We start from the raw sequence: 26,983 nt of genomic DNA on the forward strand, positions 1-26,983 counted from the left end.
AGGTGCACTCCCTCGCCCCGCAAGCGGGGCGAGGTGACGGGTGGCCCCTACCCCGCCGGCACGATCACCATGCTCTTGTCCTTCGGCCAGCGGATGCGCCAGGCGAAGGTGATGTCCTTGACCTCGCCGGGCTTGGCGTCGAACGACCATTCCAGCACGCCGCGCTTGTCGCGGATGTTGCTCGCGGTCGGCGGTGTGGTCGAGGGCAGCATCTCGACGACGATGTCCTCGCTCTCGCTGACCGGCAGCTGGTCCTCGATCGCGACCTTGATCGGGAAATCGTGACCGTTGCGGATCGTGGTCTTGAAGGAGCGCTCGTCGGTCTTCGACGTCGTCACGAGCAGGCCGGCCGAGCCTTCGTTGCGCTTGAGCACGGCGCGCTCGATCTTGATCTTGTCGTCGGCACCGAAACCGAGCCGCACGATGTCGTCCTTGGCCGAAGCTGCGAGCTTGCCGCGGCCGACGAAGACGCCGTCGCGATAGATCGCGACCTTGCCCGGCAGCAGCGTCGTATCGTCGGTCTGCTTGAAGCTCGCTTCGAGGAAGGCGGTGGTATCCATCACCGGGGCTGCGCGGACTGCAAGATCGGCCGGCACATTCATAGACGCGATTTTCAGGCTCTTGGCGCCTTCGGCGGCGCCGAGACTGACGCGGCCGGGGATCTTGAAGGTCGCCTGGAAACCGCCGATCTCGGCAATCGCCTGTTGTTCATCGGCGCGTTCACGCGGCTCGGCTTCGAGGGCCTTGGACATAGGCATAACTCGCGCAGAACGCTCCTGCATGACTGGCGCGGGCCGCGCCAGATCCGAGGCCGTACCGAGCGCCATCGGCTTCGGCACCTGCGGATATTGCGCGACCAGCGAACCCAGCTCCGGCGCATTGCCGCCGCGGCTGATGCGGACCGTGGAGACGCCCAGCGTCACGTTCGACCAGTCCTCGCCGGTCGATTGCGTGATTTCGGCGCGACGAACCAGCTCCAGCTGCGGCTTGCGGTCCTTGGCGCCGGTGTCGAGCCGGGCGTCATAGAGCGGCAGCCAGCGCGCATTGCGCACATTATAGGTGACCCGCAACGTCGCCTTGGTCGCGGCTGAGGCGGCAACGTCCATGCGAACCTCGAGCTTGCTCGGCGGCTTGGCTTTACGTTCGACGTCGAGCTCGGCGATCTGCCGGTCGATCTCGCGCATCTTGCGCGTGGCGTCACGGATGGCGGTATCGGCGCTCGAAATCTCCTCGCCGACCGCAGCAAAGGCCGTGCGCCATTCGGCAATCGGCCGCGCCTCGCCCTTCTCGCCGATACCCACGGGGGACGCTTCCGCAAAGTGCTCCGCGAATTTGCGCCGTGCATTGGCCGAGTCGATCGCGCCCTGCAGGTCGGCGCGCTGGTCGTTCAGAGCCTCGATCCGCTTGTCCAGCTCAGGCAGGTTGACCGGCGCGGCGCGCGGCGGCCGCGCATCGATCGTGCCGATGGTGAGCTTTGCACCGCCCTCACCCTCGACGCGGAGGGAGGATGTATCGAGACCGAGCGGAAAGTCCTTGGCCACCAGCGTCGAATCTCCAGACGGCAAATCGACCGTTATGACGCGGGTGACGGTGGCGCCATCAGGGTAAACGGTGACGGTGTCGATCGCCGAATTGGCGCCCAGATCGGCGGCCCATGACGGTGACGCCGCCGCCATGGTCACCAGAACCAGGCTCGTCGTTGCCAAACATCTTGCGGTGATGCGCATAAAATCCCTCCTGCCGGTATCGCCGCGCCGCCAGCCGGACGCGCGATCAAATGCCTCGCCAACATGGTTGGACGCGGCAGGGAAGGAACCGGTTCGATTGGGGTTTCCGTGGGGCGCCGCTGCGGCGGCACCATGGCCACGGAACGCGGGCACGCGCCGTGGAGACCTCAGGCCTGAGCGGGCGAGCCCTTGCCGAAGATGCGGCGGAGCAGATCGGTCACGTTCTTGGCGCCGGCCTTCTTCAGGATGCTGGCGCGATAGCCCTCGACAGTCCGGGCGCTCAGATGGATGCGCCGGGCGATCTCCTTGTTGGTGAGGCCGGCGGCAAGATGCTCGAGCACGTCGCCTTCACGCTCGGTCAGGGGCTCGCAGCCGGGCAACCAGCGCTGCCGGCTCGAACCGGGCTGGGCGACCTCGTCGATGGCGGCATCGATCCGGCCAACGATGTCGTGGGTTCGGAACGGCTTTTCGATGAAGTCGGTCGCGCCGCTCTTGATCGCGTCAACCGCCATGGCGATGCTGCCGTTCGCCGACGTCACCAGAACCGGCGCCATGCAATTCTCCTCGCGCAGCCGCTTCAGCACCTCGAGGGCGGAGCGATCCGGCGGCATCTCCAGCAGCACACACGCGGGCATCCGCTCCCTTGCTTCCGAGAGCAGAGAAGCGCCATCGGCAAAGCAGATCACGTCATAGGCGCCCTGTTGGAGCGCATTGGAAAGTTGTTCGCGGGAGGCGGCGTCGGTGTCGATGACGAATACCTCGCCCTTGGAAAGCATGTTCCCCGGCATATCCCGATCCAGCAATGTCTTGGTCAAATGACCCGAGACGGCCGGGGGCCCCGTCGCGCCCCGCCGTCATGCGCACGGCATTCACGCCCGTGCTTCGGTTTCCCTTATGTATGTTCCGTCCTGTTCCCGGATTTGACGGATCGGGACAGAAACTTTACATTTCGGGACATCTGCGGGAATGGCTGGCAGGAACGGTTCGCATGACCGACCTCATTCGCAGCGCAGGCTTGAGCTATTATCCGGAGGTCGCCCGGGCAGTCGGGCTCGACCCCAGGCAGATGATGCGCAAGGTCAGGCTGCCGCTGGCCGTACTGGACAAGCCCGATACACCGATTGCAGTCGCCAGCGTGCGCCGCCTGCTCGAATTGTCGGCAGAGGCTTCCGGTGCCGAAGATTTCGGCCTGCGCCTCGCCGAGCGCGGCGGCCTGACCAATTTCGGCGCGGTCGGCCTGATCGTACGCGAACAGGCGACCGTCGGTGAAGCGATCGAGGCGTTCTCGCGATTCATTCACATTCATCACGACGGCATGAAGCTCGACGTCGTCAGGGACAGGCAGACCGTGACCATCACGCTGCACCTGCGCGGCCGGCAGCCGCGCGCGCCGCGGCAGTCGATCGACATGGCGCTCGGCAGCGTCCACCGCATCATCCAGTCGCTGTTCGGCAGCGATTGGCGGCCGCAGGAGGTGCACCTGCATTATCCGCCGCCGCACGACCGCAAGCGCTACCGCGACTTCTTCGGATGCCGCGTGACCTTCAAGGCGGATGACGATGCGATCGTGCTGTCGGCGCACGACATGGAGCGGCGAATTCCGAGCGCGCATCCCCTGATCGCGAATTATCTGCGAAAGCGGATCGAGGCGATCGAGACCCGGCCGGCAAGCTGGGAGGAGAAGGTCGACGAGGTGGTGCGGACCCTGCTCGCCAGCGGCGATTGCACGGTCGAGCGGGTGGCCGAGCATCTCGCCTGCACCCGCCGCACCGTCCACCGCCACCTCGCCGCATCAGGCACCAGCTTCTCGGCCATCCTCGACGCCCAGCGCGCCGATCTCGTGATGCAGCTGATCGACGATCCCGACCGGCCGCTGGCCGATATCGCCGCGCAGCTCGGCTTCTCCGCGCAAAGCGCGATGGCCCGCTGGTTCCGCGGCCGCTTCGGCTGCACCATCACCGCATGGCGCAAGGGCGTGCGGCCGCTGGGAAAGCCAATCGAAACCGCTCCCGCATCGGCCGCCTAGGACTCAGCGTGCCGGGGCCGGCACGCCCATGATGGCGAGGGCGCGCCGCGGGCTGCCGGCGAGCAGCGGGCCGAATGCGACGGCAAAGCCGAGGAACGCGGCGACCCAGCCGAAGGCCGCGACATGCAACAGCACGTCACCATGCGCAGGCACGACCACTGCGCAGACCCGCGCCAGCGCCGCGACGACGATCGCGACATAGATGGATTGCGTCGCGGGCGAGGCGGTGAGCGCCTGCCCGGTATGACCAAGGCTTGCACGCGTCATCACCGCGAGCGTCATGGTTCCGGCCGCGCCCGCCATCCAGGCATGAATGCCCGCGCTCGGCGGCAGTTCGCCGAAGGCGGCCAGGGCATTCAGGATGAAGCCGAACGGCACGAAGACGTAACCGACATGCAGGATCAGCAGCAGCCGCTCGCGCGTGGTGCGATCACCGGCCCAGCGCGCAAGCCGAACCAGATGCAGCACGCCAACCACAGCCATTAGAACACCGGTGACCATGTTCAGCGGCGCCGCGATCCATGCGATCAGCGCCAGTGCGCTCGCTCCGATCACCGCGCCGTCAAAACGTCCGAACGGCACCGGCAGGCGTCCGGGATTGAACTTGACCAGCCAGTTGCGGGTGAAGCTCGGAATGATGCGGCCGCCGATCAGCGCGATCAGCAGCATCACGACACTGACGCCGACGCGGATGCTGACATCGGCCGCGCCTTCGTAATGTGCTTCGAGATGAAAGCCGACATTGCCGGAGAGCAACATGAGCACCAGCACCACCACCGGCAAATTGCGCCAATTGCCGCCCGCGATGATCTCGCGCGTCGCAGCGGCGACGACCAGCGCCAGGAAAGCGGCATCGACGATCAGCGCGAAGGCCCAGCCGATCTCGGCCGACAGCGTCACCGCAACGCGCCCGGCGAGCCAGACCACCAGCAGTGCTGCCAGCGAGGTCCCCTGGATCGGCAGCCGCCCGGTCCAGTTCGGGATCGCCGTGAACAGGAACCCGGTGATGACAGAAGGCAGGAAGCCATAGAGCATCTCGTGGACGTGCCAGTCGCGCGGCGCGAAGGCCGATGTCACCGACAATTCACCGTAGAACATCGGCAGCCAGGCCAGAATCGAGAGCCCGGCCTGGATGGCGGCGAGCAGGAAAAAGGGCCGAAAACTGTTTGCGAACAGCGGCCAGCCCGCAAAATTGCGGGATCGGGCGCCAGCCATGGGGCAACTCCTATCAATTCAGACTGTTGTTTGGAAAAATACTGCCGTCCCGGACGGCCGGTTTTGCGCTATCGCAAATTGCAGGACGATTGCAGGTGCCATCACACTCCCGAGCGCCAAGGAGGCAGAATGGCCAAGGTCGACTCATCGCTGGTTGCGCATTTGCCGCTGTTTGCCGGGGTCAAGCCGGAGGACCTCGAGGAGATCCTGCGCGAGGCCCGTTCGGCACGCTACCCGAAGAACACCGCCATCTTCGAGCAGGGCGCGGACGCGCAGTCGTTCTTCCTGCTGCTGCACGGCCATGTCCGCGCGGCCAAGACCACCCCGACCGGCGAGCAGATCGTGGTGCGCTATGTCGCGCCCGGCGAGACGTTCGGGCTCGCGATGGCGATCGGAGCCGCGCACTATCCGGCCACCGCGATGGCTGTCGACGACAGCGTGGTGCTGATCTGGCCGAATTCGGCCTGGCCGCGGCTGGTCGAGCGGTTTCCCTCGCTCGCCGCCAACACGCTCCAGACCGTCGGCGCGCGGCTGCAGGAGAGCCACACCCGCATCCTGGAAATGTCGACCCAGCAGGTCGAGCAGCGTGTCGCGCATGTGCTGCTGCGCCTTGCCAAACAGTCCGGCAAGAAACTCGACCACGGCATCGAGATCGATTTCCCGATCAGCCGCCAGGACATCGCGCAGATGACCGGCACCACCCTGCACACCGTGAGCCGCATCCTGAGCGGCTGGGAGAGCCAGGGCCTCGTCGAGAGCGGCCGTCAGCGCATCATCCTGCGCGAGCCGCACAAGATCGTCGTACTGGCGGAACGGACGGCCGACAGCGGCCCGGCGTGAGCGCCGCACCGCTGTCGTTGAAGATAGGGGTGAGGATGCCTCCGCTTGCGGCGGAAGCTTGCCCCTCACCCGGGAGTTCGCACGCGCCCGCGCGAACTCCAGATCGTCTCACGCCGGCACGCAGTCGCAGAGCGCAGCGAGGAATTTGTCGCGGTCGATGCCGTGCTCGCGGCAGGCGTCGTCCACCGTGTGGAAGGTTGCGATCGGGCAGCCGACGCAGGCCAGCCTGAAAGCAAGAAACACGCGGATCGTGTGCGGCGCCGTGCGCATGATGTCATCGACCAGGTCGTCGGATCGAAAGGGCATGGACAACTCCGTTCCGAAGCGACGATAGCCGAGCGGGTGCCGGTTTCTTTGCTGAAGCGCAAGCTGTTGCCGGTTCCTCAACTCGTCATTCCGGGGCGCGCGAAGCGCGAACCCGGAATCCATCGCGCAGCGGATGATAGGGAGAAATGGATTCCGGGCTCGCGCCAAGAGGCGCGCCCCGGAATGACGCGGCTACACCGCCCTGCTGTGCAACTGCTTTCCCGGATCCAGATGCGCGTCGAACGCGGCGGCGACGCTGCGGACCAGGAAGCGCGAGTCGTTTGCGACTGCGATCCGATCGCCGTCCAGCCGCACGACGCCGTCCGAGATCAGCGGCTTCAGACGCGAGGCCGATTTGAGCATCGCCTTCGGCTCCGCGCCGTGGCGCGCGCAGATGTCGCCGAGATCGGCGCTGAACTCGCACATGATGCGCTCGATGATGTCGGCCCGCAGCCGGTCGTCGTCGGTGAGCCCGTAGCCCTTGGCAGTGGCGAGCCGGCCACTGGTGATGCTTTGCGCGTACGCGCCGATCTGCACCTCGTTCTGCACGTAGCCCTGCGGCAGATGCCCGATGGCGCTGGCACCGAAGCCGAGTAGAACCTCGCCTCGGTCGGTGGTATAGCCCTGGAAATTGCGCCGCAGCGTCCGCTCCTCGAAAGCCACGGCCATGGCGTCGTCGGGACGCGCAAAATGGTCGAGCCCGATCTGCACGTAACCGGCCTCCTTCAGCGCATTGGCGATCGCGCAGGCCTGATCGTGACGCGCAAGACCGTCGGGCAGCACCGCCTCGTTGATCATCCGCTGGTGCTTCTTGAAGGCAGGCACGTGCGCATAGCCGAACACCGAGAAGCGGTCGGGCCCGAGCTCGAGCGCGCGCTGGACGGTATCGAGGCAGGAGGCGACGGTCTGATGCGGCAACCCGTAGATCAGGTCGAAATTGAGTCCCGCGATGCCCGCACGCCGGAGCATGTCGACGACGGACGCGGTCTGCTCATAACTCTGCACACGGTTGATCGCGCGCTGCACGACCGGATCGAAACTCTGCACCCCCAGGCTGGCGCGGTTGACGCCGGAGAGCCGCATCGCCTCGACCATGTCGGCGGTCAGCGTCCTCGGGTCGATCTCGACCGCGATCTCCGCCGACGGCAGCACGAAGAACGAATGGCGCATCGCCGCCATCAACTCGGCGAAGGCCTCCGGCGCCATGATCGTGGGCGTGCCGCCGCCGAAATGGATGTGTTCGACCTTGATGCGGCGACCGATGGTTTCGGCGACCTGCGCGATCTCGCTGCGCAGTGTCCGCTGGTAAGCCGCGATCAGCTCGTCGCGGCGCACGATCTGGGTATGGCAACCGCAATACCAGCACATCTCGCGGCAGAACGGCACGTGCAGATAGAGCGACGCGCTGGTGCCGGCAGGAAGCTCCGACAGCCACCGGGCGTAGGTATCGGCGCCGATCGCCGGCGAGAAGTGCGGCGCGGTCGGATAGCTCGTATAGCGCGGCAATCTCTCTTCGCCGTAGCTCGCTGCGAGATCAGTCCTCATGTCTTACCCATTCGTAAATCGATGCCGGCGTCGCGCGGCAAATCCCGGATGGCATTGAATTACCCGTTTCCTGGCGAGCGACCTTGCGCTCGCTCAAAGTCCGAGCGCCTGATCTGGCCGATGATGACGTTTAATCACCGCTATCCTGGAGATAGGCCATGGCGTCGTTCGCGCTCGATCTCGTTCTCTGGCTCGCCGGCATTCGCGGCCACATCCCGCGCTTCGACGATTTCCGTCCTGTCCCTGCCGCGCCCGCAACCGGCGCAAATCATCTCGCGCGCGTTCTGGCCCTCATGGCCGCCGTCTTCGCCGCATTGTCGCTCGCGGTCTGGGGCACGGTCTGGATGGCGATACACCTGCTCTGATCGAGCAGATCCATCCGTTCACGAGCGAATGCAACTGAACATGCGAACGACTTGCGCCGCTGACGACGCGCGATCCTAGCCATCGTCGATGCGGCTTCGGCGCAGCTCCTAAGGAATTTACCGGAGGCTAAACCGGCAGAAGCTTGTCGCAGCGCAAACACTCTTGCCGCAACAGGCGCACACTGCATCCGTCATCAAGACCATTTCAGATGAAGGATGCTTCCAATGTTCACCCGCAGAGCCGCATTGATCAGCGCCGCCGCGACCGCCCTGATGCTGGCGACACCCGCCCTGGCGGCCGACGATCTCAAACTGCCGCGTCAAAAGGTCGAGCTGGTTGCTCCGCCGTTCGTGCACGCGCACGAGCAGGCAACCAAGCAGGGCCCCAAGATCATCGAGTTCAAGCTCACGATCGAGGAGAAGAAGGTCGTCATCGACGAGAAGGGCACCACTTTCCAGGCCATGACCTTCAACGGCTCGATGCCGGGTCCGTTGATGGTCGTGCATGAGGGCGACTACGTCGAGACGACACTGGTCAATCCCGCGACCAACACCATGCCGCACAACATCGACTTCCATTCGGCGACCGGTGCGCTCGGCGGCGGCGCGCTCACGCTGGTCAATCCCGGCGAGCAGGTCGTGCTGCGCTGGAAGGCGACCAAGACCGGCGTGTTCGTCTATCACTGCGCGCCGGGCGGCCCGATGATCCCCTGGCACGTGGTCTCCGGCATGAACGGCGCCGTGATGGTGCTGCCGCGCGAGGGACTGAACGACGGCAAGGGCCACGCGCTGAAGTACGACAAGGTCTACTATATCGGCGAGCAGGACATGTACGTGCCGCGCGACGAGAAGGGCAATTTCAAGTCCTACGACTCGCCGGGCGAAGCCTTCACCGAGACCGAAGAGGTGATGAAGAAGCTCACGCCGACCCATGTCGTGTTCAACGGCAAGGCGGGCGCACTCACCGGCAAGAACGCGCTGACCGCCAATGTCGGCGAGAACGTGCTGATCGTGCACTCGCAGGCCAATCGCGACAGCCGTCCGCACCTGATCGGCGGCCATGGCGACTATGTCTGGGAGACCGGCAAGTTCGGCAATGCGCCCGAGGTCGGGCTCGAGACCTGGTTCATCCGCGGCGGCTCGGCGGGAGCTGCGCTGTACAAATTCCAGCAGCCCGGCATCTACGCCTATGTCACGCATAACCTGATCGAGGCCGCCGATCTCGGCGCCACCGCGCACTTCAAGGTCGAAGGCAAGTGGAACGACGATCTGATGATGCAGGTGAAGGCGCCTGCGGACATCCCGGCCAACACCAACTAGACGCGACGAGGGGCCGGTGATCACCGGCCCCTTCTTCCTTTCGGGGGGACGACCATGCTGATCGCATTCAAGCTGAAGCTGCTGCTCGCCTGCGGCGCCGGGCTCGCAGGGCCGATCGCGATGGCGCCCCTGGTCTCGGATATGGCGGTCCACGGCACGGCGGCGGAGCCCGCGATCGTCAGGATCACACCGGGCAATTTCTCCTATCGCGAGGCCGGCGATTTCACGCGTGGCGGGCAGCAGGCGGAAGTGCCGCTGCGCGCGATGCGCTTCGAGAAGCCGCTGCACATCATGCGGAATCAGGTCTCGTCGTCCGACTATCAGATCTGCGTGCAGGACGGCGCCTGCCGCGCGCTCGATCGCGGCGTGGCGGTCGCCATCGATCGGCCCGCGGTGCAGGTGAACTGGCACGACGCCGAAGCCTATGCCGGCTGGCTGTCGCGCAAGACCGGCCAGCACTACCGCCTGCCGAGTGACGAGGAATGGGCGTTTGCGGCGGGCTCCAGATTCAAGGACGATGGCGCGCCGGTGGACCAGGACAATCCTTCGAAGCGCTGGATCAGCCGCTACGAGCGCGAGTCCGAGCGCGATCCCTTCGACACTGCGGCCCATCCGTTCGGCAAGTTCGGCGCGAACGAGCATGGCATCGAAGATCTCGCCGGCAATGTCTGGGAGTGGACTTCGACCTGCTTCGTGCGCTCGCGGATCGACGAGGCCGGCAATGCCGGCCGGCCGACCGTAAATTGCGGCGTGCGTGTCGCCGAAGGCGCGCACCGCGCCTATGTCACCGACTTCATCCGCGACGCCCGCGCCGGCGGCTGCGCGCAAGGCGTGCCGCCCGCCAATCTCGGCTTCCGCCTGGTGCGGGAAGAGCGGACGTGGATGGCGAACGTGTCGGTGCGGTGGGGCAAGGTGTGGGCGAGGTCGTGATCGACTGTCGTGGAATCGCGCCTATGCCTCTCCAACGTCGTCCTGGCGAAGGCCAGGACCCATAACCACCGAACCAGGTTTGGCGAAGGCTGGTCGTTCGGGACGATTACCGTCCGCGATCGATGGACCTCGCGGTATGGGTCCTGGCCTTCGCCAGGACGACAGCGAGAAATTGGCTACCGCTTGGCGCCCACAACCTGCTCACATTGTCCGTGCAAACATGCGAAAGCCGGGCGCGCCGATGATCGCTTCGAACGCAGGATCACGCTTCTCTTCCGCGAAGGCAAAACCAGCCTTGGTGTAGGCGCGTTCGGCCGCCTCGTTACCGATCAGGAACGAGATCGTCGCCCGTCTAAATCCAGCCGCCCGCCCCTTCTCCAGCGCGTGGACAATCAGCGCCTGCACGAGACCGCGGCCGCCATAGGCAGGATCGGTCGCGACATGCTCGATCATCCAGTCGCCCTCTCCGCCCTGGACCCAGCAGGCGCGGGTATAGGCGCCGCGCCGGCGGATGGCTTCCAGCTCCGGCGCGGCGAGCCCGGTCGCGGCCGCGACTTCCTCGATCGCGCGCCAGGCTGCAGGTCCCGTACCGGCTGCGGGCAGCGCACACAGCGCTGCGGCCGGCTTGCCGTCGACCTCGACGACCAGGAACTGCGAGACGTGCCACATCGACACGGCGCGAGCGACCGCGATGCGCGCGATGAAATCGCGGCACTGCGCTTCGGGCCAGCCAAGCGCGACGTCGAACCAGCCGCGCGAGCGATAGCCGCGCTGCGCCGACAGGATGGTTTGAACGATGAAACCGGCGTCTTCGGGACGCGCAGACCGTATCGTCATGCGCGCCCCATTCTCGAAGACCTCAGGTGTTCTTCAGCGCGACGCGGAATTCAGCTTCGGTCTTGGACTTGACCTCGTCGAGCGAGACACCGTCGGCGAGCTCGATCAGGGCCATGCCACCATCGCCGTGCTTGTCGATGGTGAAGACGGCAAGATCGGTGACGACCATGTCGACCACGCGCTCGCCGGTCAGCGGCAGGTTGCACTGCTTCAGCAGCTTCGGGCCGTCCTTGGCCGAATGCTCCATCACCACGACGACGCGCTTGACCCCGGCGACGAGATCCATCGCGCCGCCCATGCCCTTGACCATCTTGCCGGGGATCATCCAGTTGGCGAGATCGCCGTTCTGGGCCACCTGCATGGCGCCGAGGATCGAGAGGTCCATGTGGCCGCCGCGGATCATGCCGAAGGAATCCGCGCTCGAGAAATACGAGGTCGAGGGCAGCTCGCTCACGGTCTGCTTGCCGGCGTTGATGAGGTCGGCGTCCACCTCGTCTTCATAGGGGAACGGGCCCATGCCGAGCATGCCGTTCTCGCTCTGCAAGGAGACGTCCATGCCGTCGGGGATGTAGTTCGAGACCAGCGTCGGGATGCCGATGCCGAGATTGACGTAGTAGCCATCGCGCAATTCCTTCGCGGCGCGCGCAGCCATCTGTTCACGGGTCCAGGCCATCGTTGTGCTCCTGTCGATTCTTTAGTGGCGCATGATCTGATCGGAAAACCGGCTTCCACTTTTCCGGATCATGCGCTGGTGCGCGGGCGGGTGTTGCGGAATTCGATGCGCTTCTTGGCCGTGCCGACCTCGACGATGCGCTTCACGAAGATGCCGGGCGTATGGATGTGGTCGGGATTGAGTTCACCGGCCGGAACCAGATGCTCGACCTCGGCCACCGTGATCTTGGCGGCGGTCGCCATCATCGGGTTAAAGTTGCGCGCGGTCTTGCGGTAGATGAGGTTGCCGGCGGTATCGCCCTTCCAGGCGTGCACGATGGCGAGGTCGGCGAACAGGCCGCGCTCCATCAGGTACTTCTCGCCGTCGAACTCCTTCACTTCCTTGCCTTCGGCGATCAGCGTGCCGACGCCGGTCTTGGTGTAGAAGGCCGGGATGCCGGCGCCGCCGGCGCGGATGCGCTCGGCCAGCGTGCCTTGCGGGTTGAATTCGAGTTCCAGCTCGCCGGCGAGGAATTGCTGGGCGAACAGCTTGTTCTCGCCCACATAGGACGAGATCATCTTCTTGATCTGGCGGGTTTCCAGGAGGCGGCTGAGCCCGATGCCGTCGACGCCGGCATTGTTGGAGACGACCGTCAGGCCCTTGACGCCGGATTCGCGGATCGCGTCCGACAGCTCCTCGGCAATGCCGCAGAGGCCGAAGCCCCCCGACATGATCATCATGTTGTCTTTCAGAATGCCGTCGAGCGCCGACTTGGCGTCGGGATAGACCTTGTTCATACAGGAAACCTTCGGCTTGGAGGCGTCGCGCCATCATTGGCGGCGATTATTAGGCGAAATCCTCCAAAGCCGTCAATGATACGGGGTTCTCCGCTCCGCGGGGCGGTGGTAGAAGCTGCCCACGGCGTGGGCAGAGCCGCCCGCGGCCTTGAAAGCGACAAGAAAACCCATCAAGTTGCGGCACTTAACTAGCAGGACTTGTAACCTAACAAGACTTGTAACCTGACCAAACTTGTAGCCTAACAAACCTTGGGCGTGGGGCGCGCAGGTCTCCCGGCCGCCCTGCTGGACCAACAACCAACCCGATCAGGACATGCCATTGACCATGGCCCAAGGAATGAAGCGCCTCGGGACGCCGATCGCGGCGCTGCTCGGCATCGCGCTGATCGCCCTGATCGCAACCTCATGGCTCATCAACCGCGACGCGCTGCGCAAGGCAGTGGAAGCGCAGATCCGCGACGTCACCGGCCTCGAGCTCAATGTCGCGGGCAGCATCGACATTTCGGTGCTGCCGGCGAGCTACATCTCCTTCCATGACGTCGGCCTGAAGGGCGGCGGCACCAGCGATCCCGCGCTCCATGTCGACGTGCTCACCGCCAATCTGCGGCTGCTGCCGCTGCTGCTGCAGCGCTTCGAGATCGCCGACCTGACGCTGCTGCGGCCGCGCATCCATGTCAGCCTCAAGCCGGACGGCGAGAGCAACTGGACGCCCTTCATCCAGACCATTGCGCGCACCATGAAGCCCGGGGCCGACAACCAGGTGTCGTTCTCCGAGATCCGGATCCAGGACGGCGTGCTCAATTACGAGGACGCCGCCACCCACGCCACCGAGAAGTTCGAGGACATCGACCTGTCGCTGGCCTGGCCGTCGATCTCGCGCTCCTTCGCCGCGACCGGGCAGTTCGACTGGCGCGGCGAGCGCGTCGACGGCTCGATCAGCTTTTCCGATTTCGTCGCCGCCCTCTCCGGCGACCGGTCCGGTCTGAAGGCGCGGATCGCCAGCGCGCCGCTCAAGCTCGCCTTCGACGGCAGCGTCGCCAACCGCACCAGCCCGATGATGGAGGGCACGCTCACCATCGACAGCCCGTCCCTGCGCAACGCGCTGCGCTGGACCGGACAGCCGCAGCCGGCCAGCGGCGGCTTCGGCCGGTTCGCACTGAAGGCGCGCGCCAATGTGGTGGGCGCCTCGATCGCGCTCACCAATGTCAATGTCGAGCTCGACGGCAACACCGCCGAGGGCGTCATGACCTACGCCAATAACGGCCGGCAGACGCTGCAGGCGACGCTCGCCGCCGACGCGCTCGACTTCACACCTTATATTTCGACCTTCCGCCTGCTCGCGAGCGGCGCCCGGGACTGGAACAGGCAGCTGTTCGACCTCAACGGGCTGTCGACCACCGACCTCGACATGCGCCTGTCGGCGGCGCGGCTGACGGTCGGACCGACGAGGCTCGGCCGCACCGCGATCGGGGCCAATTTGCGCAACGGCACGCTGGCGCTCTCGGTCGGCGAGGCCCAGGTCTATGGCGGCATCGCCAAGGGCTCGTTCGGCATTGCGCGCTCCGACAGCGTCGCCGACATCAAGGCGCAATTCCAGTTCACCGACGTCGACCTGCAGGCCTGCGCCACCGAGCTGTTCGGCCTCAACAAGCTGTCCGGCCGCGGCAACATCAACGTCTCGCTCGTTGCCTCCGGCTCGAGCCCGTTCGGCCTCGTGCAGTCGCTCGACGGCAGCGCCACGGTCACCGGCCATGACGGCGCGATCTCGGGCTTCAACGCCGAGCAGCTGTTGAAGCGGCTGGAACGGCGGCCGTTGTCGGGCGGCGGCAATTTCCGCAGCGGCTCGACCCCTTACGACAACCTCACCATCGCGGTGAAATTCTCCGACGGCATCGCCACCGCCGAAGACATCCGCGTCGAAGGACCGGCGGCGAAGATCACGCTCACCGGCACAGCATCGGTACCGACGCGCGAATACGACATGAAGGGCGTGGCGAGCCTCAACAGTGCGTCGGGCTTCGAATTGCCGTTCGTGGTGCAGGGGCCCTGGGACGATCCCCTGATCTTCCCCGATCCGGAAAGCCTGATCCGCCGCTCGCCGGCCTCCGCGCCGCTGCTCGACATGCTCAAGGACCGCAAAGGCAGCGATGCCGTGCGCTCCGCGATCGAGCGCATCACCGGCGCAGGCAAGCGTCCCGCACCGGCGGAATCGCCGACGGCGGAGAACGCGAAAGAGAACCCCAAGGACAACGCCAAGTCGAACTAGTGCCGCCTCATCGGGCGCCGATCGGCCGGCAACGGCCGACCATCGCGAATTGATCCGGCCGAATTGATGCGGCGATTGGATCGATGCGCACGTCAAGCATCTCCTCCGGCGAAAGGCCCACGACTAAGGTCTGACAAGATGCGTTGATTGCGCTACCACCATGCGCTAGTGTTTTATGCGACCGGTTAAAAACACCGGCCGTTTGAGGGAGAAAAACGTGAAATCCAAGGTTATTGGCGCAGTGTCATTGGCGGTCGCTGCGGCTGGGCTGTTTGCCGCCACCGCACCTGCCTTTGCGCAGCAGAAGACGATTACGGTCTGGTGGGGCAAGGGCTTCTACCGCTCCGAAGACGACGCGCTGATCGAGACGATCAAGAAATTCGAAGCGAAGACCGGCATCAAGGTCGAATTGTCGCAGTACGCGATCCAGGACATGATTCCGAAGACGGTCGCCGCGCTCGACGCCGGCACCGTGCCCGACGTGGCCTATTCCGATTCCTACGACGTGCAGGCGCAGGGCAAGTGGGCCTACGAGGGCAAGCTCGAGGACCTCTCCGACATCATGGAGCCGATCAAGGACCGGTTCGTCCAGAACACGCTCGATGCGTCGATCCTCTATAACAACGTCACCAAGAAGAAGGCCTATTACGGCTTCCCGCTGAAGCAGCAGAGCATGCATGTCGAGATCTGGAACGACATGCTGGAGAAGGCCGGCTTCAAGCTCGCCGACATCCCGACCGACTGGTCGGGCTACTGGACGTTCTGGTGCGACAAGGTGCAGCCGGCGATCCGCAAGGCGACCGGCCAGCGCATCTATGCCGTCGGCCAGCCGATGGGCGTGGAATCCACCGACGCCTTCCAGTCGTTCTACACCTTCATGGACGCCTATCACGTCAAGCTGGTCGACGACGACGGCAAGCTCCTCGTCGACGACCCCAAGGTTCGCGAGAACCTGATCAAGGCGATGAAGGATTACACCGACACCTACATCAAGGGTTGCACGCCGCCCTCCTCCACGACCTGGAAGGATCCGGACAACAACGTCGCCTTCCACAACAAGACCATCGTGATGACCCACAACTTCACGATCTCGATCGCGGCGAAGTGGTTCGAGGACTCCCAGAACCAGGCGCTCACCCAGGAGCAGCGCGACGCCGGCAAGAAGGCCTATGAGCAGGACATCGTGACGGCGTCCTTCCCGAAGGCGCCGGATGGTTCGACCATCCGCTACCGCTCCGACGTCAAGACCGGTCTCGTCTTCACCGCGGCCAAGAACAAGGCCGAGGGCAAGCAGTTCATTGCCTTCCTGCTCCAGGAAGAGAATGTCCGCCCCTATATCGAGGGCGCGCTCGGCCGCTGGTTCCCGGTGACGAAGGCAAGCCAGGAAAGCCCGTTCTGGCAGGCCGACAAGCACCGCAAGGCCGTCTACAGCCAGTTCACCGGCGGCACCACCGCGTTCGACTTCACCAAGAACTGGAAGTTCACGATCCTCAACAACGAGAACATCTGGGCCAAGGCCATGAACCGGGTCGTCAGCGAGAAGGTCCCGGTCGAAAAGGCTGTCGACGAGATGATCGCCCGCATCAAGGAAGTTGCGGGTTAAGTCCGTCCTCCCCTCTCCCCGCATCGCGGGGAGAGGTGTAAGAACAACACCGGCCGCGTTTCGCGGCCGGCTTCTCTTTGAAGAGTCCTAAAGAATGGCGATCACGCTCTCTGGCGATCAGGCACTCCCCGGCCCGCCCCTGTCGTCGCGGCTGACCCCGGCGCAGGTGTGGGGCATCATCCTGCTCGCGCCCTATCTGCTCGTTTTCCTGGCCTTCGTCGTCTATCCCGTCTGCTACGGGCTGTGGCTGGCGCGCGCTCCGGCGAACTACGTCGCGCTGTACAACGACCCGATCTTTGCGCGTGCCGCCGTCAACACGCTGATCTTCCTGGTCATCGGCATCAACATCAAGATGATGATCGCGTTGGTGCTGTCCGGCTTCTTCGCGGTGCAGCGCACCTGGATCAAATGGCTCTCGGTGATCTTCATCCTGCCCTGGGCGGTGCCGTCGATTCCGACCATCCTGTCGGTGCGTTTCATGCTCAACCCCGAATGGGGCGTCATCAACCACCTCATCTTCTCCTTCACCGGCGATGACGGCCCGAACTGGCTGAACGATCCGACCGTGGCGCTCAGCATGGCGATCGGCGTGCACATCTGGAAGTCGCTGCCGTTCTGGACGCTGATCCTGATCACCGGACGTCTTGCGATCTCGCACGATTTGTTCGAGGCCGCCGAGGTCGACGGCGCGAGCTGGTGGCAGAAATTCCGCTTCATCACCTGGCCGTCGATGCAGACGCTCTATGTCACCTGCACGCTGCTCTCGATGATCTGGACGCTGGGCGATTTCAACAGCGTCTACCTGCTCACCGGCGGTGGCCCGGCCGACCTCACGCACGTGCTGGCGACGCTCGGTATCCGCTATCTCCGGCTCGACCAGCTCTCGCTCGCGATGGCCTCCATCGTCTGCGCGATGCCGTTCGTCCTGCCGCTCGTGTACTTCATGATGAAACGGTTGTCGCGATGAAGCTTCCCTCTCTCCGTGACGTCGCGACGGAAGCGCGGCTGCTCCTGATCGGCATTCCCGTCTTCCTGTGGACGATGATCCCGATCTACCACATGTTCCTGTTCGCTATCTCGCCGAAGGAGGACGCGTTCTCGGGCAAGCTGTGGCCGGACCATCCGACGCTGCACAATTTCGAGATCGTGTTCAAGCAGCAGCATTACTTCCTGCGCGATTTCTACGTCCAGTTCTGGAATTCGACGCTGATCGCGGCGGCCGTCGGCGTGCTGACGCTGTTCATCGCCACGGCCGCGGCGTTCTCGATCTCGCGGCTGAAGGTGCCGGGCGGGCGCATGGTGTTGAACCTCGCGCTCTTCACCTATTTCATCCCCGCGGCGTTCCTCGCGGTGCCGATGTATCGCACCATGGGCAATTACGGCCTGCTCAACAATCACTGGTCGCTGATCCTGGCCATGGTGACGATCGCCTCGCCTTACGCGATCTGGGTGCTCAAGCAGGCGTCCGACAAGCTGCCGGTCGAGCTGGATGAAGCCGCGGTCATGGACGGCGCCACCACGCTGCAGATCTTCCGCCTGGTCTATCTGCCGCTGATGATGCCCTCGCTGGTCGCGATCGGCACCTATGCGGTGCTGCTGGCCTGGAACGAATATCTCTACGCGTTCCTGCTGCTCTCGAACGACCGCGAGATCACCCTCCCCGTCGCGCTCGGCAACTTCCTCGCCGCCGACGACTCGCCGTGGGAGCTGCTCATGACCACCGGCTTCATCTACGCGCTGCCGCCGGCCGCGGTCTATTACGCCTTCCGCCGCTACATGGTGGGCGGGCTGACGGCAGGTGCGGTGAAGTCCTGACGCGACAGGACGCATCGAGGCGCCGCAAGCAAAGCGCTTGAGCGACGACGCGGGCAATTGCGGGTTGTCTGCGTCTGCTCTAACTTCCGTGCCCCAATATTACGGGGCACGGCATCATGCGCAGCAACGACGCGATCCATCTCGGCCTGATGCTGCTGGCGCTCGCGGCCGCCTATCTGGTGCCGTTCGAGCTGTTGCTGCTGGCCTATGTCGTGCTCGGCCCGGCGCATTATTTCACCGAGATCTCGTGGCTGCATGATCGCAGCTACTACCTGCCCCATCGGGGGATTGCCTTGGTCCTGGCCATCGTCGCCGTGGTCGCGGCGCTGATCGACAACGCCTCGTGGTTCGGCTTCGCGATGTGGGCCGCGCTGGTCGTCTGCGCCATGCTGGCGGCGACCGCCACGGCGATCGAGAGCATGCTGCTGTTCATGGTGGCGATCGCCCTGTCCGCGATCATGTATTCGAGCGGCTCCTCGCTCGCCGTGATCGGTATCCTGATTCCGACGCTGATTCACGTCTCGCTGTTCACGCTGATCTTCATGGTGCTGGGCGCCTACCGGTCCGGCAGCCGCGTGCAGGCCGCGCTGGTGGTGGTCTATCTCGCCGCAATCGCCGCGATCCTGCTGCTGCCCCCCACCGCCGAAATCCGGATCGCAAGCTTTGCCCGGGTGGGGCAGGATTATTTCGGCAATGTCGGCCCGGCCCTCGGCCGGCTGTTCGGCGTGCCTGGTCTCGTGCTCGACACCAGGCTGACCAGCCTGCTCGCCTTCGTCTACACCTATCATTACCTCAACTGGTTCATCAAAGCCGACGTGATCCGCTGGACCGAGGTTCCGAAGGCGCGGCTGGCGACAATGGCCGCCGCCAGCGCGGCGTCGACCGCGCTCTATTTCTACGACTATGCGTTCGGCTTCACCTTCCTGCTGGCGCTGAGCCTGATCCACATCCTGCTGGAGTTTCCGCTCAACAGCCTCGCGCTGCGCCAGCTCGGCGCGGCCATGCAAAGCGAGGTACGCGCCTTTCATGCCGCACGCACGGCAACGGCTGCGCCTCGGCCTGCGAAGTCGAGAGCCTCGAAACGAACGACGCGGCCACGGTGACGTGCATGGAGAAGGATGGCGACGCGCAGATGCGCCTCATCCAGCCTTGCGTACAGTCTGGAGAAATTCCGCCACGTCCTTCTTGAGCGCGCGTGCCTGATCCTGCAAGGCCGAGGCGGCCGTGAGTGCGGCTTCGGCGCCGGCATCAGTCTCGCCGGCCACGGTGCGGACGGCGCCGACCTGGTCGGTCACGGCCGCTGTCCCGTTCGCGGCCTGCTCGACATTGCGCGCGATCTCGCTGGTTGCGGCCCCCTGCTCCTCGACGGCGGATGCAATCGTCGTCGCGATCTCCGTCATCTCGGCGATGGTTCTGCCGATCTGACCGATCGCAGCGACCGACTGTCCGGTCGAGCCCTGGATTTCGGCAACGAGCCCTGCGATCTCCTCGGTGGCGCGCCCGGTCTGGGTTGCGAGGCTCTTCACTTCATTGGCGACCACGGCAAAGCCCTTACCTGCATCGCCGGCCCGTGCCGATTCGATCGTGGCATTGAGCGCAAGGAGGTTGGTCTGGCTCGCGATCGCCTGGATCAGCTGGACCACCGTACCGATCCGCTCGGCCGAATCCGACAGCGCCCGCATCAGCGCTTCGGTCCGTGAGGCCTCTTCCTTGGCCTGATCCGATACCGATACGGAGCGCGCGACCTGGCTGGAAATCTCCTTGATCGAGGCCGCGAGTTCATGCGTCGCCGCCGCAACGGTCTGCACATTCTCGGACGCCTGGGCCGACGTCGCGGCGACCTGCTCGGCAAGCGAGCGACCGCGCTCGGCGACGCGGGCGAGACTTCCGGCGCTCTGTCCCATCTCCTCGGCACGGCTCGAGACGCCGCCAATGACGCCCTCCATGCCGCGATCGAAGCGGTCGGCGAGCTGCGCCATCATCGCCGCACGTTCCGTCTCGGCTGCGGCGCGCTGCGCGGCAGCGTCCTGCTCCATGCGCCGGACGGTCTGTGCGCTCTGGCGGAACACCTCGACCGCGCCGGCCATGTGACCAATTTCGTCGCCGCGCCCGCCGCCCGGGATCGCTTCGTCGAGCTCACCCGCCGCAAGGCTCTGCATGCGCAGGGTCATCTGGCCGATGGGACGCGACACGCTGCGTCCGATCAGCCAGGCCAGCAATGCGCCGAGGACGAGCGCGAACGCGGCCACCGTGAACACGAGATTGCGGGTTTGCTCGACGGATTCAGCCGTGAGCCGGCTCTGCTCGGTGCGCGTCGCGCCGAGGGCCCGGCTGATCTCGGCCGCCTTGGCATCGATCGCGCTGCTGGATTTGACGAGCTCGGCCTGCGCCTTGCGCAGCTCGCTCATCGCGGCGGACAGCTCCGTCAGCGTCGCCGATTGATCGGCAAGCACCTTCTTGAGGGCCGCGATCAGATTCTTCAGTCGCGGCGCCTCGACATCGGCGATCTCCGCCTCGCTATCGGCCACCGCCGCCAGCGCATAGCCGATCGTCATCCCGGCATCGTCGGCGTCGACCTGGGCCTGGGTGATGGTGAAACGCAGCACCGAGACGCGCATCGCATCCACCGTGCCGGCCAGACGCAGCGGCTGCAGCAGACGGTCGGGCTGGTTCGCGAGCGCGACGTTGATCGCACCGACGTCGAGGCCTGCCGAGGCGCCGAGGGCCTCGCTCTTTGTGCTTGCAGTGCGCAGACGATCGACGGCGGCGGCGACCGCCGTGAAGGATTTTCGATAGGTCCCGAGCGCATCCACCAGCGCGCCGCGGCCGGCGGCAATCGCCGGCAGGCGGGCGAATTGCTGATCGACCTGATCGAAGGTCTGGGCAAAGCCGTCGATCGCCTTCATGGCGCTGTCGCGGTCGCCGATATTGCGCGTGCGGACGAATTTCTCGACGGTGACGTTCGACGAGAGCAGCGCGGCGTGCACCCTCGCCATGCCGGCATCGCCGTCGGCGCTGGTGACGAGCTCTCCGACGGTGCCACCGATCTCGGACAGCCTCATGACGGCAAGCAGCGCCAGCACGCAGAGGAAACCCAGGACCAGCGCGAAGCCGCCGAAGATGCGCGGGCGGATGCCGATGCGCGACAGAAGCAATGACAGGTTCATGATGTTTCCCGCGATTACGGCGTAGCCCGGATCCGGGCGAGCAGATCCTTGCCGAAGCGCTTCTCGAACTCAGGCTCCAGGGGCTTCACGGCATCGATGAAGGGTTGGCGGTCGACCTTCTCGATGATCTCCATGCCGGCCTTGCGCAGCTCCTCGAGCTTCTTTGTCTCCTCCGCGACGCCACTCTGCCAGGTCGCCTCCGCACCGGCCTTGGCTGCGGCGATGAGGGCGGCCTGGTCGGCGGGCTTCAGGGCCTGGAACGCCTCGCGGTTGGCGACGAAGGCGATCGGCGCGAAGAAATGCCCGGTCAGGCTGGCATATTTCTGCACTTCCTCGAGATGGCTGGTGGCAATCGTCATGACCGGGTTCTCCTGCCCGTCGATGCGGCCATCCTTCAGCGCGGAGTACACCTGCGTGAACTCCATCGGCACGACCTCGGCGCCCAGCGCCTTGAAGGTCATCTGATAGACCTCATTCGGCAGCACGCGGATCTTCAGGCCGCGGAGGTCCGCAGGAGAATGAATCGGCCGCTTCGAGTTGGTGACGTTGCGAAAACCCTGCTTGCCGATCGCGAGCAGCACCAATCCCTTGTCGGCAAAATGCTTGGCGAACAGCGCGCCGACCGGCCCCTCTGCGACCGCCTTGGCCTGCGCCGCATCGCGGAACAGGAACGGCACGTCGAACACGCCGAACTCCGGCACGGCCGAGCTGACCACCGAACCGGACAGCGTCGCCATGTCGACCACACCACTGCGCATGGCGGCAAGGATCGCCGTCTCACTGCCCAGCGCGTTGCCCGCGCGCGCATCGAGGATGACGCGGCCCTGTGCGATCTCGGCGAGCTTGCGGCGGAATTCGTCGGAGCCGATCTGCTGCGGCGACTGCGGCGAGCCATTGTAGAGCAGCGACACCATCTGCGTCGCACCGGCCGACGGCCGAACAGCAAGACAGAGTAACGCCAGAACCGTGCTGGCCACGCCAATATAAAGCCGCTTCATCGCCCCTCTTCCCCAAGCGAGGCGACGATAGCCAGATAAGCTATATGAATTATTAACTATGTCAGGTGGTGCCTGAGCACCATACATGGCATGTCGGACGGCTACAGCGGCGCGGCGCTCTCGCCCTGCGAGCTCGACAGTTTCGAGGCCAGCGAGGCGATGACGATGACGACCGCGATCAGGGCGATCACCAGCGTGCAGATCGCGTTGATCTCCGGCTTCACCCCCAATCGCACCTCCGAATAGATCCGGATCGGCAGCGTCGCCGAGCCGGGACCGGTGGTGAAGCTCGCAATCACGAGATCGTCCAGCGACAGCGTGAACGCCAGCATCCAGCCGGCGACGATCGCGGGCGCGATCAGCGGCAGGGTGACGGCGACGAAGGCGCGGACCGGGTTGCAGCCGAGGTCCATCGCCGCCTCCTCCAGCGAACGGTCGAGCGAGCCGAGACGGGACTGCACGACCACGGCGACGAAGCACATCGTCAGCGTGGTGTGGGCGATCGTCACCGTCCAGAAGCCGCGCTCGGCGTTGAGCGCCACGAACAGCAGCAGCAGCGACAGACCAGTGATCACCTCCGGCATCACCAGCGGCGCATAGAGCATGCCGGAGAACAGCGTTCGGCCGCGAAAGCGCTCGCCGCGCGACAGCGCCACCGCCGCGAGTGTGCCGAGCAGCGTGGCGATGGTCGCGGAGGAGACCGCAACCCGCAGGCTCATCCAGGCCGCCTCGATCATGGCGCGGTCGTTGAAGAGTTCGCGATACCAGCGCAGCGACCAGCCGCCCCACACCGTCACCAGCCGCGAGGCGTTGAAGGAGTAGAGAACGAGGATCAGGATCGGCAAATAGAGAAATGCCAGCCCGAGCGCCAGCGAGGCGATGTTGAAGCGGGACAGGCGGGAGACTTTTCGCATCGCCCTACCGTCCCTGTTCGAGCTGCCGCTTCTGCAGGCGCTCATACAACAGCAGCGGCACCAGCAGCACGATGAGCAGCACGATGGCCGCAGCGGAGGCGACCGGCCAGTCCTTGTTGGTGAAGAATTCGAGCCACAGGGTCTGGCCAATCATCAGCGAGTTGGAGCCGGCCAAGAGATCAGGAATCACGAACTCGCCGACGATGGGAATGAAGCACAGCAGCACCCCGGCACCGACGCCGGGCAGCGACAACGGAAAGGTGACGAGCCAGAACACCTGCCAGGGCGGCGCGCCGAGATCGGAGGCCGCCTCCTCCAGCACCGGCTCCATCTTGGCGAGCGTGGCGTAGAGCGGCAGGATCATGAACGGCAAATACGAATAGACGATGCCGATATACATCGCGGTGTCCGTGGAGAGCCACACCACGGGCTGGCTGACCAGATGCAGCGAAAGCAGGATCTGGTTGAGCAGGCCATCATGCTGGAGGATGTTGATCCAGGCATAGATGCGGATCAGGAACGAGGTCCAGAACGGCACGATCACCAGCACCATCGCCACCGCCTGCCAGCGTTTTGGCAGCCGCGCCATCCCATAGGCAATGGGATAGCCGATCAGGAGCAGCAGCGCCGTCGCCGTGACGGCAACGGTGAGACTGCGCACATAGGCGAACACATAGATGTCGTCGGAGCCGAGCGGCCGGAAATTGTCGATCGACAGCGCAGCAAAGGCCGCCTTGAGCGCATCCCATCCCGCCGTCAGGTCGAATACGGGCTCGTAGGGCGGCTGCGCGATCGCGGTCTGCGACAGGCTGATCTTGAGCACGAAGGCGAACGGCACCAGGAAGAACAGCGCCATCCAGACATAGGGCGCGATGGCGGCAAAGCGCGCCGGTCGCGCGAAGATACGGCGGGAGCTCATGACGGCAGCACCACGCAATCGTCGGGCGTGAACCAGGCGACGACGTGCTGGTTCAGGCTGTAGGCGTCGACGTCGATACGCGCGCTGTTGGCGACCGAAGCCTGCAGCATCCCGCCGGTATCGAGCTTCACCTTGTAGGTGGTGGTGCCGCCGAGATAGCAGATGTCGGCGATCACGCCGTCGAGGGTGTTGATCGCCGTCTCGCGACCGGCCTCGCTCGCAGGAGCGCGGCGCGACAGCTTGACCTTCTCGGGGCGGATCGCGACCGCGAATTTTCCCGCGCCGACCGGCTCGCGCGGCTCGGCCACCACCAGCGCACCCGCATCACGCGTGCCAATGACCAGACGATGACCGTCGCGCAATCTGGACTCGCCGTCGAACAGATTGATGTCGCCGACGAACTCCGCGATCCAGCGCGAGCGCGGCGCCTCGTAGAGCTCGCGGGGGCTCGCGACCTGGGCAAGCTTGCCTGATTTCATCACGCCGATCCGGCTCGCCATCGTCATCGCCTCCTCCTGGTCGTGGGTGACGATGATGAAGGTCATGCCGAGCCGCCGCTGCAGCTCCATCAGCTCGCCTTGCGTGCTCTCGCGCAGCTTCTTGTCCAGGGCTGCGAGCGGCTCGTCGAGCAGCAGGAGTTGCGGCCGGCGCGCCAGGGCGCGGGCGAGCGCGACGCGCTGGCGCTGGCCGCCGGAGAGCTGGTCCGGCTTGCGCTTCTCCAGGCCTTCGAGCTTCACCAGCGCGACCATCTCGGCCACGCGCGTCGCGATCTCGGCGCGCGCCATGCCGGCACGCTTCAGGCCGAAGGCGATGTTGTCGCGCACCGACAGATGCGGGAACAGCGCGTAGTTCTGGAACATCATGTTGATCGGGCGCTCGTGCGGCAGCGCCTGCGCGATGTCCTTGCCGCCGAGCAGGATGCGTCCCTCGTCCGGCGCCTCGAAGCCGGCGAGCATGCGCAAGAGCGTGGTCTTGCCGCAGCCACTGGGGCCCAGCAGCGCAAAGAACTCGCCGGCCTTGATGTCGAGCGAGACGCCATCGACGGCCCGGAACGTCCCGAAGGTCTTGGCGACGCCCTCGATGCGCAGCAGCGGCTGCCCCGCCGCGGGAAATGCATCTCCGGCGGCCGCTTCGGCCGCGACGTCCGTTCCGGGTAACTCTTCCGCCATAATCCCTGCCAACCCCGATTCCGCCGCACGCTAGCGGCCGATCGGTCTTTGCTCAACCGCTTCTGGGGAGATCGTTCACATCACATTCGCCATGAACGCCGCCAGCCTGTCACGATCCGCCGCAGGCATGGTCAGGCCCAGCTTGGAGCGGCGCCACAGGACGTCGTCGGGAAAGCGCGCCCATTCGTGGGTCATCAGGTAGCGCACCTCCGCGCCGGTCAGCTCGGGTCCGAAGGCGGGGCCTAGCTCTTCGCGCGTCTTCGCCTCGCCCAGCACGGCGGGCAATCGCGAGCCATAGGCCGCGACCAGGCGCTGGGCCTCCGGCTCCGACAGAAGGCGCCAGCGGTCGCGCGCGAGGTCGACCTCGGTGTCGAAACCGTCCCAGGCGAAATCGCCGCCGGGCAGCGCCGCGCTGGCGGTCCAGGGCGGCGACATCGGATAGAACGGGGTCAACTTCGTCACCGCCCGCTCCGCGCGCAGGCGCGAGGTGGTGACATCGCCGCCGAACATCGTCAGCAGCGGCGCCTTGCGCCGGCGCGCATGGAACAGCGTCGTGCCCTCGCGCCCGCGCGCGGACGCCAGCGCCAAATTGACACCGGAGACCGTGCGGACCACGTCGGTCGGGCCGACTCGCTCGCGGAAGTAGCGGCTGGCAGCCTCGCAGAGATAACTGACGTCGGCGCCCGGCATCGCGACGATGGCGGGATCGCCGGTGAAGGCGTGCGTGACCGTGCCGATCAGCGTGAAGTCCCGCTCGAAGGGCCGGGCGAAGATCAGCCGGCCATCGTTGTTCTGAAAGACGTAGACGTTTTCAGAATCGAACAGGCGCGGCACGACGATCTGGCTCATCTGCATGGCCGCCATCGGGGCTTGCTGCTGCCGCAGCACGGTGTCCGCGACCATCGGGGTCCAGGCGCCGGTGGCGTTGGCCAGCGCCCGCGCCGTGACGATACGGCGATAGCCGCGATCGACCACAGCGAGCCGCCAGGTCTCGTCCCGATCGGCACGGACGCAGCGCGCCCCGGTCCGGATCGCAGCGCCACGTTCGGCGGCATCCAGCGCCGTGAGCACCACCAGGCGGGAATCGTCGACGACGCAGTCTGAATATTCGAACGCCGTGCCGAACGGACGTTTCAGCGCGTTGCCGACCGGATGATGCGTGATGTCGAGGGTCGCCGACGGCGGCAGGCCGCCCCGGTTCGTGAGGCCGTCATATAGATACAGACCGGCGCGCAACAGCCATGGCGGACGTTCGTCGGAATGCGCGGGAATCACGAAGCGCATCGGCCGGACCAGGTGCGGCGCGATCCGGAGCCAGATCCGGCGCTCGGCGAGCGCACGGCGCACCCGCCAGAAGCCGCGGCGCTCCAGCACCGACAGGTCGCCATGGATCAGCCGCGGTGTCGCCGACGACGCAGCGCCGGCGAGATCGCCCTGCTCGAACAGGATGACACGCAGGCCGCGGCCGGCCGCATCGCGAGCGAGGCTGACACCGTTCAGGCCGCCGCCGATGATCGCAAGGTCGTAGTCCGCCATGAAACCGTCGAGAGGGAGCGAAGCCCTCTCATCACT

The 26,983-nt window shown here is 65.5% G+C and carries 24 protein-coding genes; 10 read left to right on the forward strand and 14 right to left on the reverse strand.

The window, feature by feature from the left end; translation table 11 throughout:
- Positions 1-47: 47 nt before the first annotated feature.
- Positions 48-1,727: a mucoidy inhibitor MuiA family protein gene (locus tag XH79_RS17000; RefSeq protein WP_271582353.1), complete on the reverse strand. Its 1,680-nt coding sequence runs from the start codon at positions 1,725-1,727 to the stop codon at positions 48-50.
- Positions 1,728-1,894: 167 nt separating this feature from the next.
- A complete protein-coding gene (locus XH79_RS17005) occupies positions 1,895-2,515 on the reverse strand; it encodes a response regulator transcription factor (RefSeq protein ID WP_212345140.1) in 621 nt (206 codons plus the stop codon).
- A 200-nt stretch (positions 2,516-2,715) separates the two neighbouring features.
- Here XH79_RS17005 and XH79_RS17010 point away from each other — a divergent pair, with 200 nt between their 5' ends.
- Positions 2,716-3,753, forward strand: coding sequence for an AraC family transcriptional regulator (locus XH79_RS17010; protein WP_271582354.1), 1,038 nt, complete (start codon positions 2,716-2,718; stop codon positions 3,751-3,753).
- 3 nt (positions 3,754-3,756) lie between these two features.
- Here the strand turns inward: XH79_RS17010 and XH79_RS17015 are convergent, their stop codons facing one another.
- Positions 3,757-4,968, reverse strand: coding sequence for an NnrS family protein (locus XH79_RS17015; protein WP_271582355.1), 1,212 nt, complete (start codon positions 4,966-4,968; stop codon positions 3,757-3,759).
- A gap of 129 nt (positions 4,969-5,097) precedes the next feature.
- Here XH79_RS17015 and XH79_RS17020 point away from each other — a divergent pair, with 129 nt between their 5' ends.
- Positions 5,098-5,808 (forward strand): Crp/Fnr family transcriptional regulator, encoded by a 711-nt coding sequence (locus XH79_RS17020; protein ID WP_271582356.1) that lies wholly within the window; start codon positions 5,098-5,100, stop codon positions 5,806-5,808.
- A 108-nt stretch (positions 5,809-5,916) separates the two neighbouring features.
- Here the strand turns inward: XH79_RS17020 and XH79_RS17025 are convergent, their stop codons facing one another.
- Entirely contained in the window at positions 5,917-6,114 is a 198-nt protein-coding gene (locus XH79_RS17025; RefSeq protein ID WP_212345129.1) for a DUF1858 domain-containing protein, read from the reverse strand.
- 192 nt (positions 6,115-6,306) lie between these two features.
- Entirely contained in the window at positions 6,307-7,659 is a 1,353-nt protein-coding gene (hemN, locus tag XH79_RS17030) for an oxygen-independent coproporphyrinogen III oxidase (RefSeq protein WP_271582357.1), read from the reverse strand.
- A 158-nt stretch (positions 7,660-7,817) separates the two neighbouring features.
- On the opposite strand from hemN, the gene XH79_RS17035 reads away from it, so the two are divergent.
- From XH79_RS17035 to XH79_RS17045, 3 genes are all read left to right on the forward strand, one after another.
- Positions 7,818-8,024: a hypothetical protein gene (locus XH79_RS17035; RefSeq protein ID WP_212345125.1), complete on the forward strand. Its 207-nt coding sequence runs from the start codon at positions 7,818-7,820 to the stop codon at positions 8,022-8,024.
- A gap of 225 nt (positions 8,025-8,249) precedes the next feature.
- Complete coding sequence (nirK, locus tag XH79_RS17040; RefSeq protein WP_212345123.1) at positions 8,250-9,344, forward strand: copper-containing nitrite reductase; 1,095 nt, start codon at positions 8,250-8,252, stop codon at positions 9,342-9,344.
- 54 nt (positions 9,345-9,398) lie between these two features.
- Positions 9,399-10,274 (forward strand): SUMF1/EgtB/PvdO family nonheme iron enzyme, encoded by an 876-nt coding sequence (locus XH79_RS17045; RefSeq protein ID WP_271582358.1) that lies wholly within the window; start codon positions 9,399-9,401, stop codon positions 10,272-10,274.
- A gap of 201 nt (positions 10,275-10,475) precedes the next feature.
- Here XH79_RS17045 and XH79_RS17050 read toward each other — a convergent pair whose 3' ends face one another.
- The 3 genes from XH79_RS17050 to XH79_RS17060 all read right to left on the reverse strand — a co-directional run bounded on the left by XH79_RS17050 (position 10,476) and on the right by XH79_RS17060 (position 12,560).
- Positions 10,476-11,111 carry a GNAT family N-acetyltransferase gene (locus tag XH79_RS17050; RefSeq protein WP_271582359.1) on the reverse strand — a complete coding sequence of 212 codons (636 nt, stop codon included), beginning with the start codon at positions 11,109-11,111 and terminating at the stop codon, positions 10,476-10,478.
- A gap of 22 nt (positions 11,112-11,133) precedes the next feature.
- Complete coding sequence (locus XH79_RS17055) at positions 11,134-11,784, reverse strand: 3-oxoacid CoA-transferase subunit B (protein ID WP_211407130.1); 651 nt, start codon at positions 11,782-11,784, stop codon at positions 11,134-11,136.
- Positions 11,785-11,852: 68 nt separating this feature from the next.
- Positions 11,853-12,560, reverse strand: a complete 708-nt coding sequence (locus XH79_RS17060) for a CoA transferase subunit A (protein ID WP_027573157.1) — start codon at positions 12,558-12,560, stop codon at positions 11,853-11,855.
- A gap of 325 nt (positions 12,561-12,885) precedes the next feature.
- Here XH79_RS17060 and XH79_RS17065 point away from each other — a divergent pair, with 325 nt between their 5' ends.
- From XH79_RS17065 to XH79_RS17085, 5 genes are all read left to right on the forward strand, one after another.
- The gene (locus tag XH79_RS17065) at positions 12,886-14,826 is read left to right on the forward strand and encodes an AsmA family protein (RefSeq protein WP_271582461.1); all 1,941 of its coding nucleotides are present in this window, start codon (positions 12,886-12,888) and stop codon (positions 14,824-14,826) included.
- A gap of 217 nt (positions 14,827-15,043) precedes the next feature.
- Positions 15,044-16,429 (forward strand): ABC transporter substrate-binding protein, encoded by a 1,386-nt coding sequence (locus tag XH79_RS17070; RefSeq protein ID WP_212026833.1) that lies wholly within the window; start codon positions 15,044-15,046, stop codon positions 16,427-16,429.
- Positions 16,430-16,523: 94 nt separating this feature from the next.
- On the forward strand, positions 16,524-17,396 hold the full coding sequence (locus XH79_RS17075; protein ID WP_232953877.1) for a carbohydrate ABC transporter permease: 873 nt from the start codon (positions 16,524-16,526) through the stop codon (positions 17,394-17,396).
- Positions 17,393-18,244 carry a carbohydrate ABC transporter permease gene (locus XH79_RS17080; RefSeq protein WP_018641536.1) on the forward strand — a complete coding sequence of 284 codons (852 nt, stop codon included), beginning with the start codon at positions 17,393-17,395 and terminating at the stop codon, positions 18,242-18,244. The genes XH79_RS17075 and XH79_RS17080 overlap by 4 nt, the downstream gene beginning before the upstream one ends.
- Before the next feature lie 116 nt (positions 18,245-18,360).
- The gene (locus XH79_RS17085; RefSeq protein WP_271582360.1) at positions 18,361-19,347 is read left to right on the forward strand and encodes a hypothetical protein; all 987 of its coding nucleotides are present in this window, start codon (positions 18,361-18,363) and stop codon (positions 19,345-19,347) included.
- 36 nt (positions 19,348-19,383) lie between these two features.
- Here XH79_RS17085 and XH79_RS17090 read toward each other — a convergent pair whose 3' ends face one another.
- The 6 genes from XH79_RS17090 to XH79_RS17115 all read right to left on the reverse strand — a co-directional run bounded on the left by XH79_RS17090 (position 19,384) and on the right by XH79_RS17115 (position 26,947).
- Positions 19,384-21,411, reverse strand: coding sequence for a methyl-accepting chemotaxis protein (locus tag XH79_RS17090; protein WP_271582361.1), 2,028 nt, complete (start codon positions 21,409-21,411; stop codon positions 19,384-19,386).
- A 14-nt stretch (positions 21,412-21,425) separates the two neighbouring features.
- On the reverse strand, positions 21,426-22,409 hold the full coding sequence (locus tag XH79_RS17095) for a TRAP transporter substrate-binding protein (protein ID WP_442869955.1): 984 nt from the start codon (positions 22,407-22,409) through the stop codon (positions 21,426-21,428).
- A 101-nt stretch (positions 22,410-22,510) separates the two neighbouring features.
- Positions 22,511-23,323 (reverse strand): ABC transporter permease, encoded by an 813-nt coding sequence (locus tag XH79_RS17100; protein WP_212345112.1) that lies wholly within the window; start codon positions 23,321-23,323, stop codon positions 22,511-22,513.
- Positions 23,324-23,327: 4 nt separating this feature from the next.
- Positions 23,328-24,242 (reverse strand): ABC transporter permease, encoded by a 915-nt coding sequence (locus XH79_RS17105; RefSeq protein WP_271582362.1) that lies wholly within the window; start codon positions 24,240-24,242, stop codon positions 23,328-23,330.
- The gene (locus XH79_RS17110; RefSeq protein ID WP_271582463.1) at positions 24,239-25,411 is read right to left on the reverse strand and encodes an ABC transporter ATP-binding protein; all 1,173 of its coding nucleotides are present in this window, start codon (positions 25,409-25,411) and stop codon (positions 24,239-24,241) included. Before XH79_RS17110 ends, XH79_RS17105 begins: the two co-directional genes overlap by 4 nt.
- A 75-nt stretch (positions 25,412-25,486) precedes the next feature.
- The gene (locus XH79_RS17115; protein ID WP_271582363.1) at positions 25,487-26,947 is read right to left on the reverse strand and encodes a glycerol-3-phosphate dehydrogenase; all 1,461 of its coding nucleotides are present in this window, start codon (positions 26,945-26,947) and stop codon (positions 25,487-25,489) included.
- Positions 26,948-26,983: the final 36 nt, after the last annotated feature.

The organism is Bradyrhizobium sp. CCBAU 45389 (assembly GCF_028128625.1).
Classification (GTDB): domain Bacteria; phylum Pseudomonadota; class Alphaproteobacteria; order Rhizobiales; family Xanthobacteraceae; genus Bradyrhizobium; species Bradyrhizobium liaoningense_B.

Coding starts and splice junctions, on each gene's coding strand:
- XH79_RS17000 (WP_271582353.1), bottom strand. CDS start 1,727: ATGCGCATCACCGCAAGATGTTTGGCAACGACGAGCCTGGTTCTGGTG.
- XH79_RS17100 (WP_212345112.1), bottom strand. CDS start 23,323: ATGCGAAAAGTCTCCCGCCTGTCCCGCTTCAACATCGCCTCGCTGGCG.
- XH79_RS17090 (WP_271582361.1), bottom strand. CDS start 21,411: ATGAACCTGTCATTGCTTCTGTCGCGCATCGGCATCCGCCCGCGCATC.
- nirK (WP_212345123.1), top strand. CDS start 8,250: ATGTTCACCCGCAGAGCCGCATTGATCAGCGCCGCCGCGACCGCCCTG.
- XH79_RS17080 (WP_018641536.1), top strand. CDS start 17,393: ATGAAGCTTCCCTCTCTCCGTGACGTCGCGACGGAAGCGCGGCTGCTC.
- XH79_RS17050 (WP_271582359.1), bottom strand. CDS start 11,111: ATGACGATACGGTCTGCGCGTCCCGAAGACGCCGGTTTCATCGTTCAA.
- XH79_RS17020 (WP_271582356.1), top strand. CDS start 5,098: ATGGCCAAGGTCGACTCATCGCTGGTTGCGCATTTGCCGCTGTTTGCC.
- XH79_RS17085 (WP_271582360.1), top strand. CDS start 18,361: ATGCGCAGCAACGACGCGATCCATCTCGGCCTGATGCTGCTGGCGCTC.
- XH79_RS17045 (WP_271582358.1), top strand. CDS start 9,399: ATGCTGATCGCATTCAAGCTGAAGCTGCTGCTCGCCTGCGGCGCCGGG.
- XH79_RS17035 (WP_212345125.1), top strand. CDS start 7,818: ATGGCGTCGTTCGCGCTCGATCTCGTTCTCTGGCTCGCCGGCATTCGC.
- XH79_RS17010 (WP_271582354.1), top strand. CDS start 2,716: ATGACCGACCTCATTCGCAGCGCAGGCTTGAGCTATTATCCGGAGGTC.
- XH79_RS17115 (WP_271582363.1), bottom strand. CDS start 26,947: ATGGCGGACTACGACCTTGCGATCATCGGCGGCGGCCTGAACGGTGTC.
- XH79_RS17005 (WP_212345140.1), bottom strand. CDS start 2,515: ATGCCGGGGAACATGCTTTCCAAGGGCGAGGTATTCGTCATCGACACC.
- XH79_RS17110 (WP_271582463.1), bottom strand. CDS start 25,411: ATGGCGGAAGAGTTACCCGGAACGGACGTCGCGGCCGAAGCGGCCGCC.
- hemN (WP_271582357.1), bottom strand. CDS start 7,659: ATGAGGACTGATCTCGCAGCGAGCTACGGCGAAGAGAGATTGCCGCGC.
- XH79_RS17065 (WP_271582461.1), top strand. CDS start 12,886: ATGGCCCAAGGAATGAAGCGCCTCGGGACGCCGATCGCGGCGCTGCTC.
- XH79_RS17025 (WP_212345129.1), bottom strand. CDS start 6,114: ATGCCCTTTCGATCCGACGACCTGGTCGATGACATCATGCGCACGGCG.
- XH79_RS17055 (WP_211407130.1), bottom strand. CDS start 11,784: ATGGCCTGGACCCGTGAACAGATGGCTGCGCGCGCCGCGAAGGAATTG.
- XH79_RS17060 (WP_027573157.1), bottom strand. CDS start 12,560: ATGAACAAGGTCTATCCCGACGCCAAGTCGGCGCTCGACGGCATTCTG.
- XH79_RS17015 (WP_271582355.1), bottom strand. CDS start 4,968: ATGGCTGGCGCCCGATCCCGCAATTTTGCGGGCTGGCCGCTGTTCGCA.
- XH79_RS17095 (WP_442869955.1), bottom strand. CDS start 22,409: ATGAAGCGGCTTTATATTGGCGTGGCCAGCACGGTTCTGGCGTTACTC.
- XH79_RS17075 (WP_232953877.1), top strand. CDS start 16,524: ATGGCGATCACGCTCTCTGGCGATCAGGCACTCCCCGGCCCGCCCCTG.
- XH79_RS17105 (WP_271582362.1), bottom strand. CDS start 24,242: ATGAGCTCCCGCCGTATCTTCGCGCGACCGGCGCGCTTTGCCGCCATC.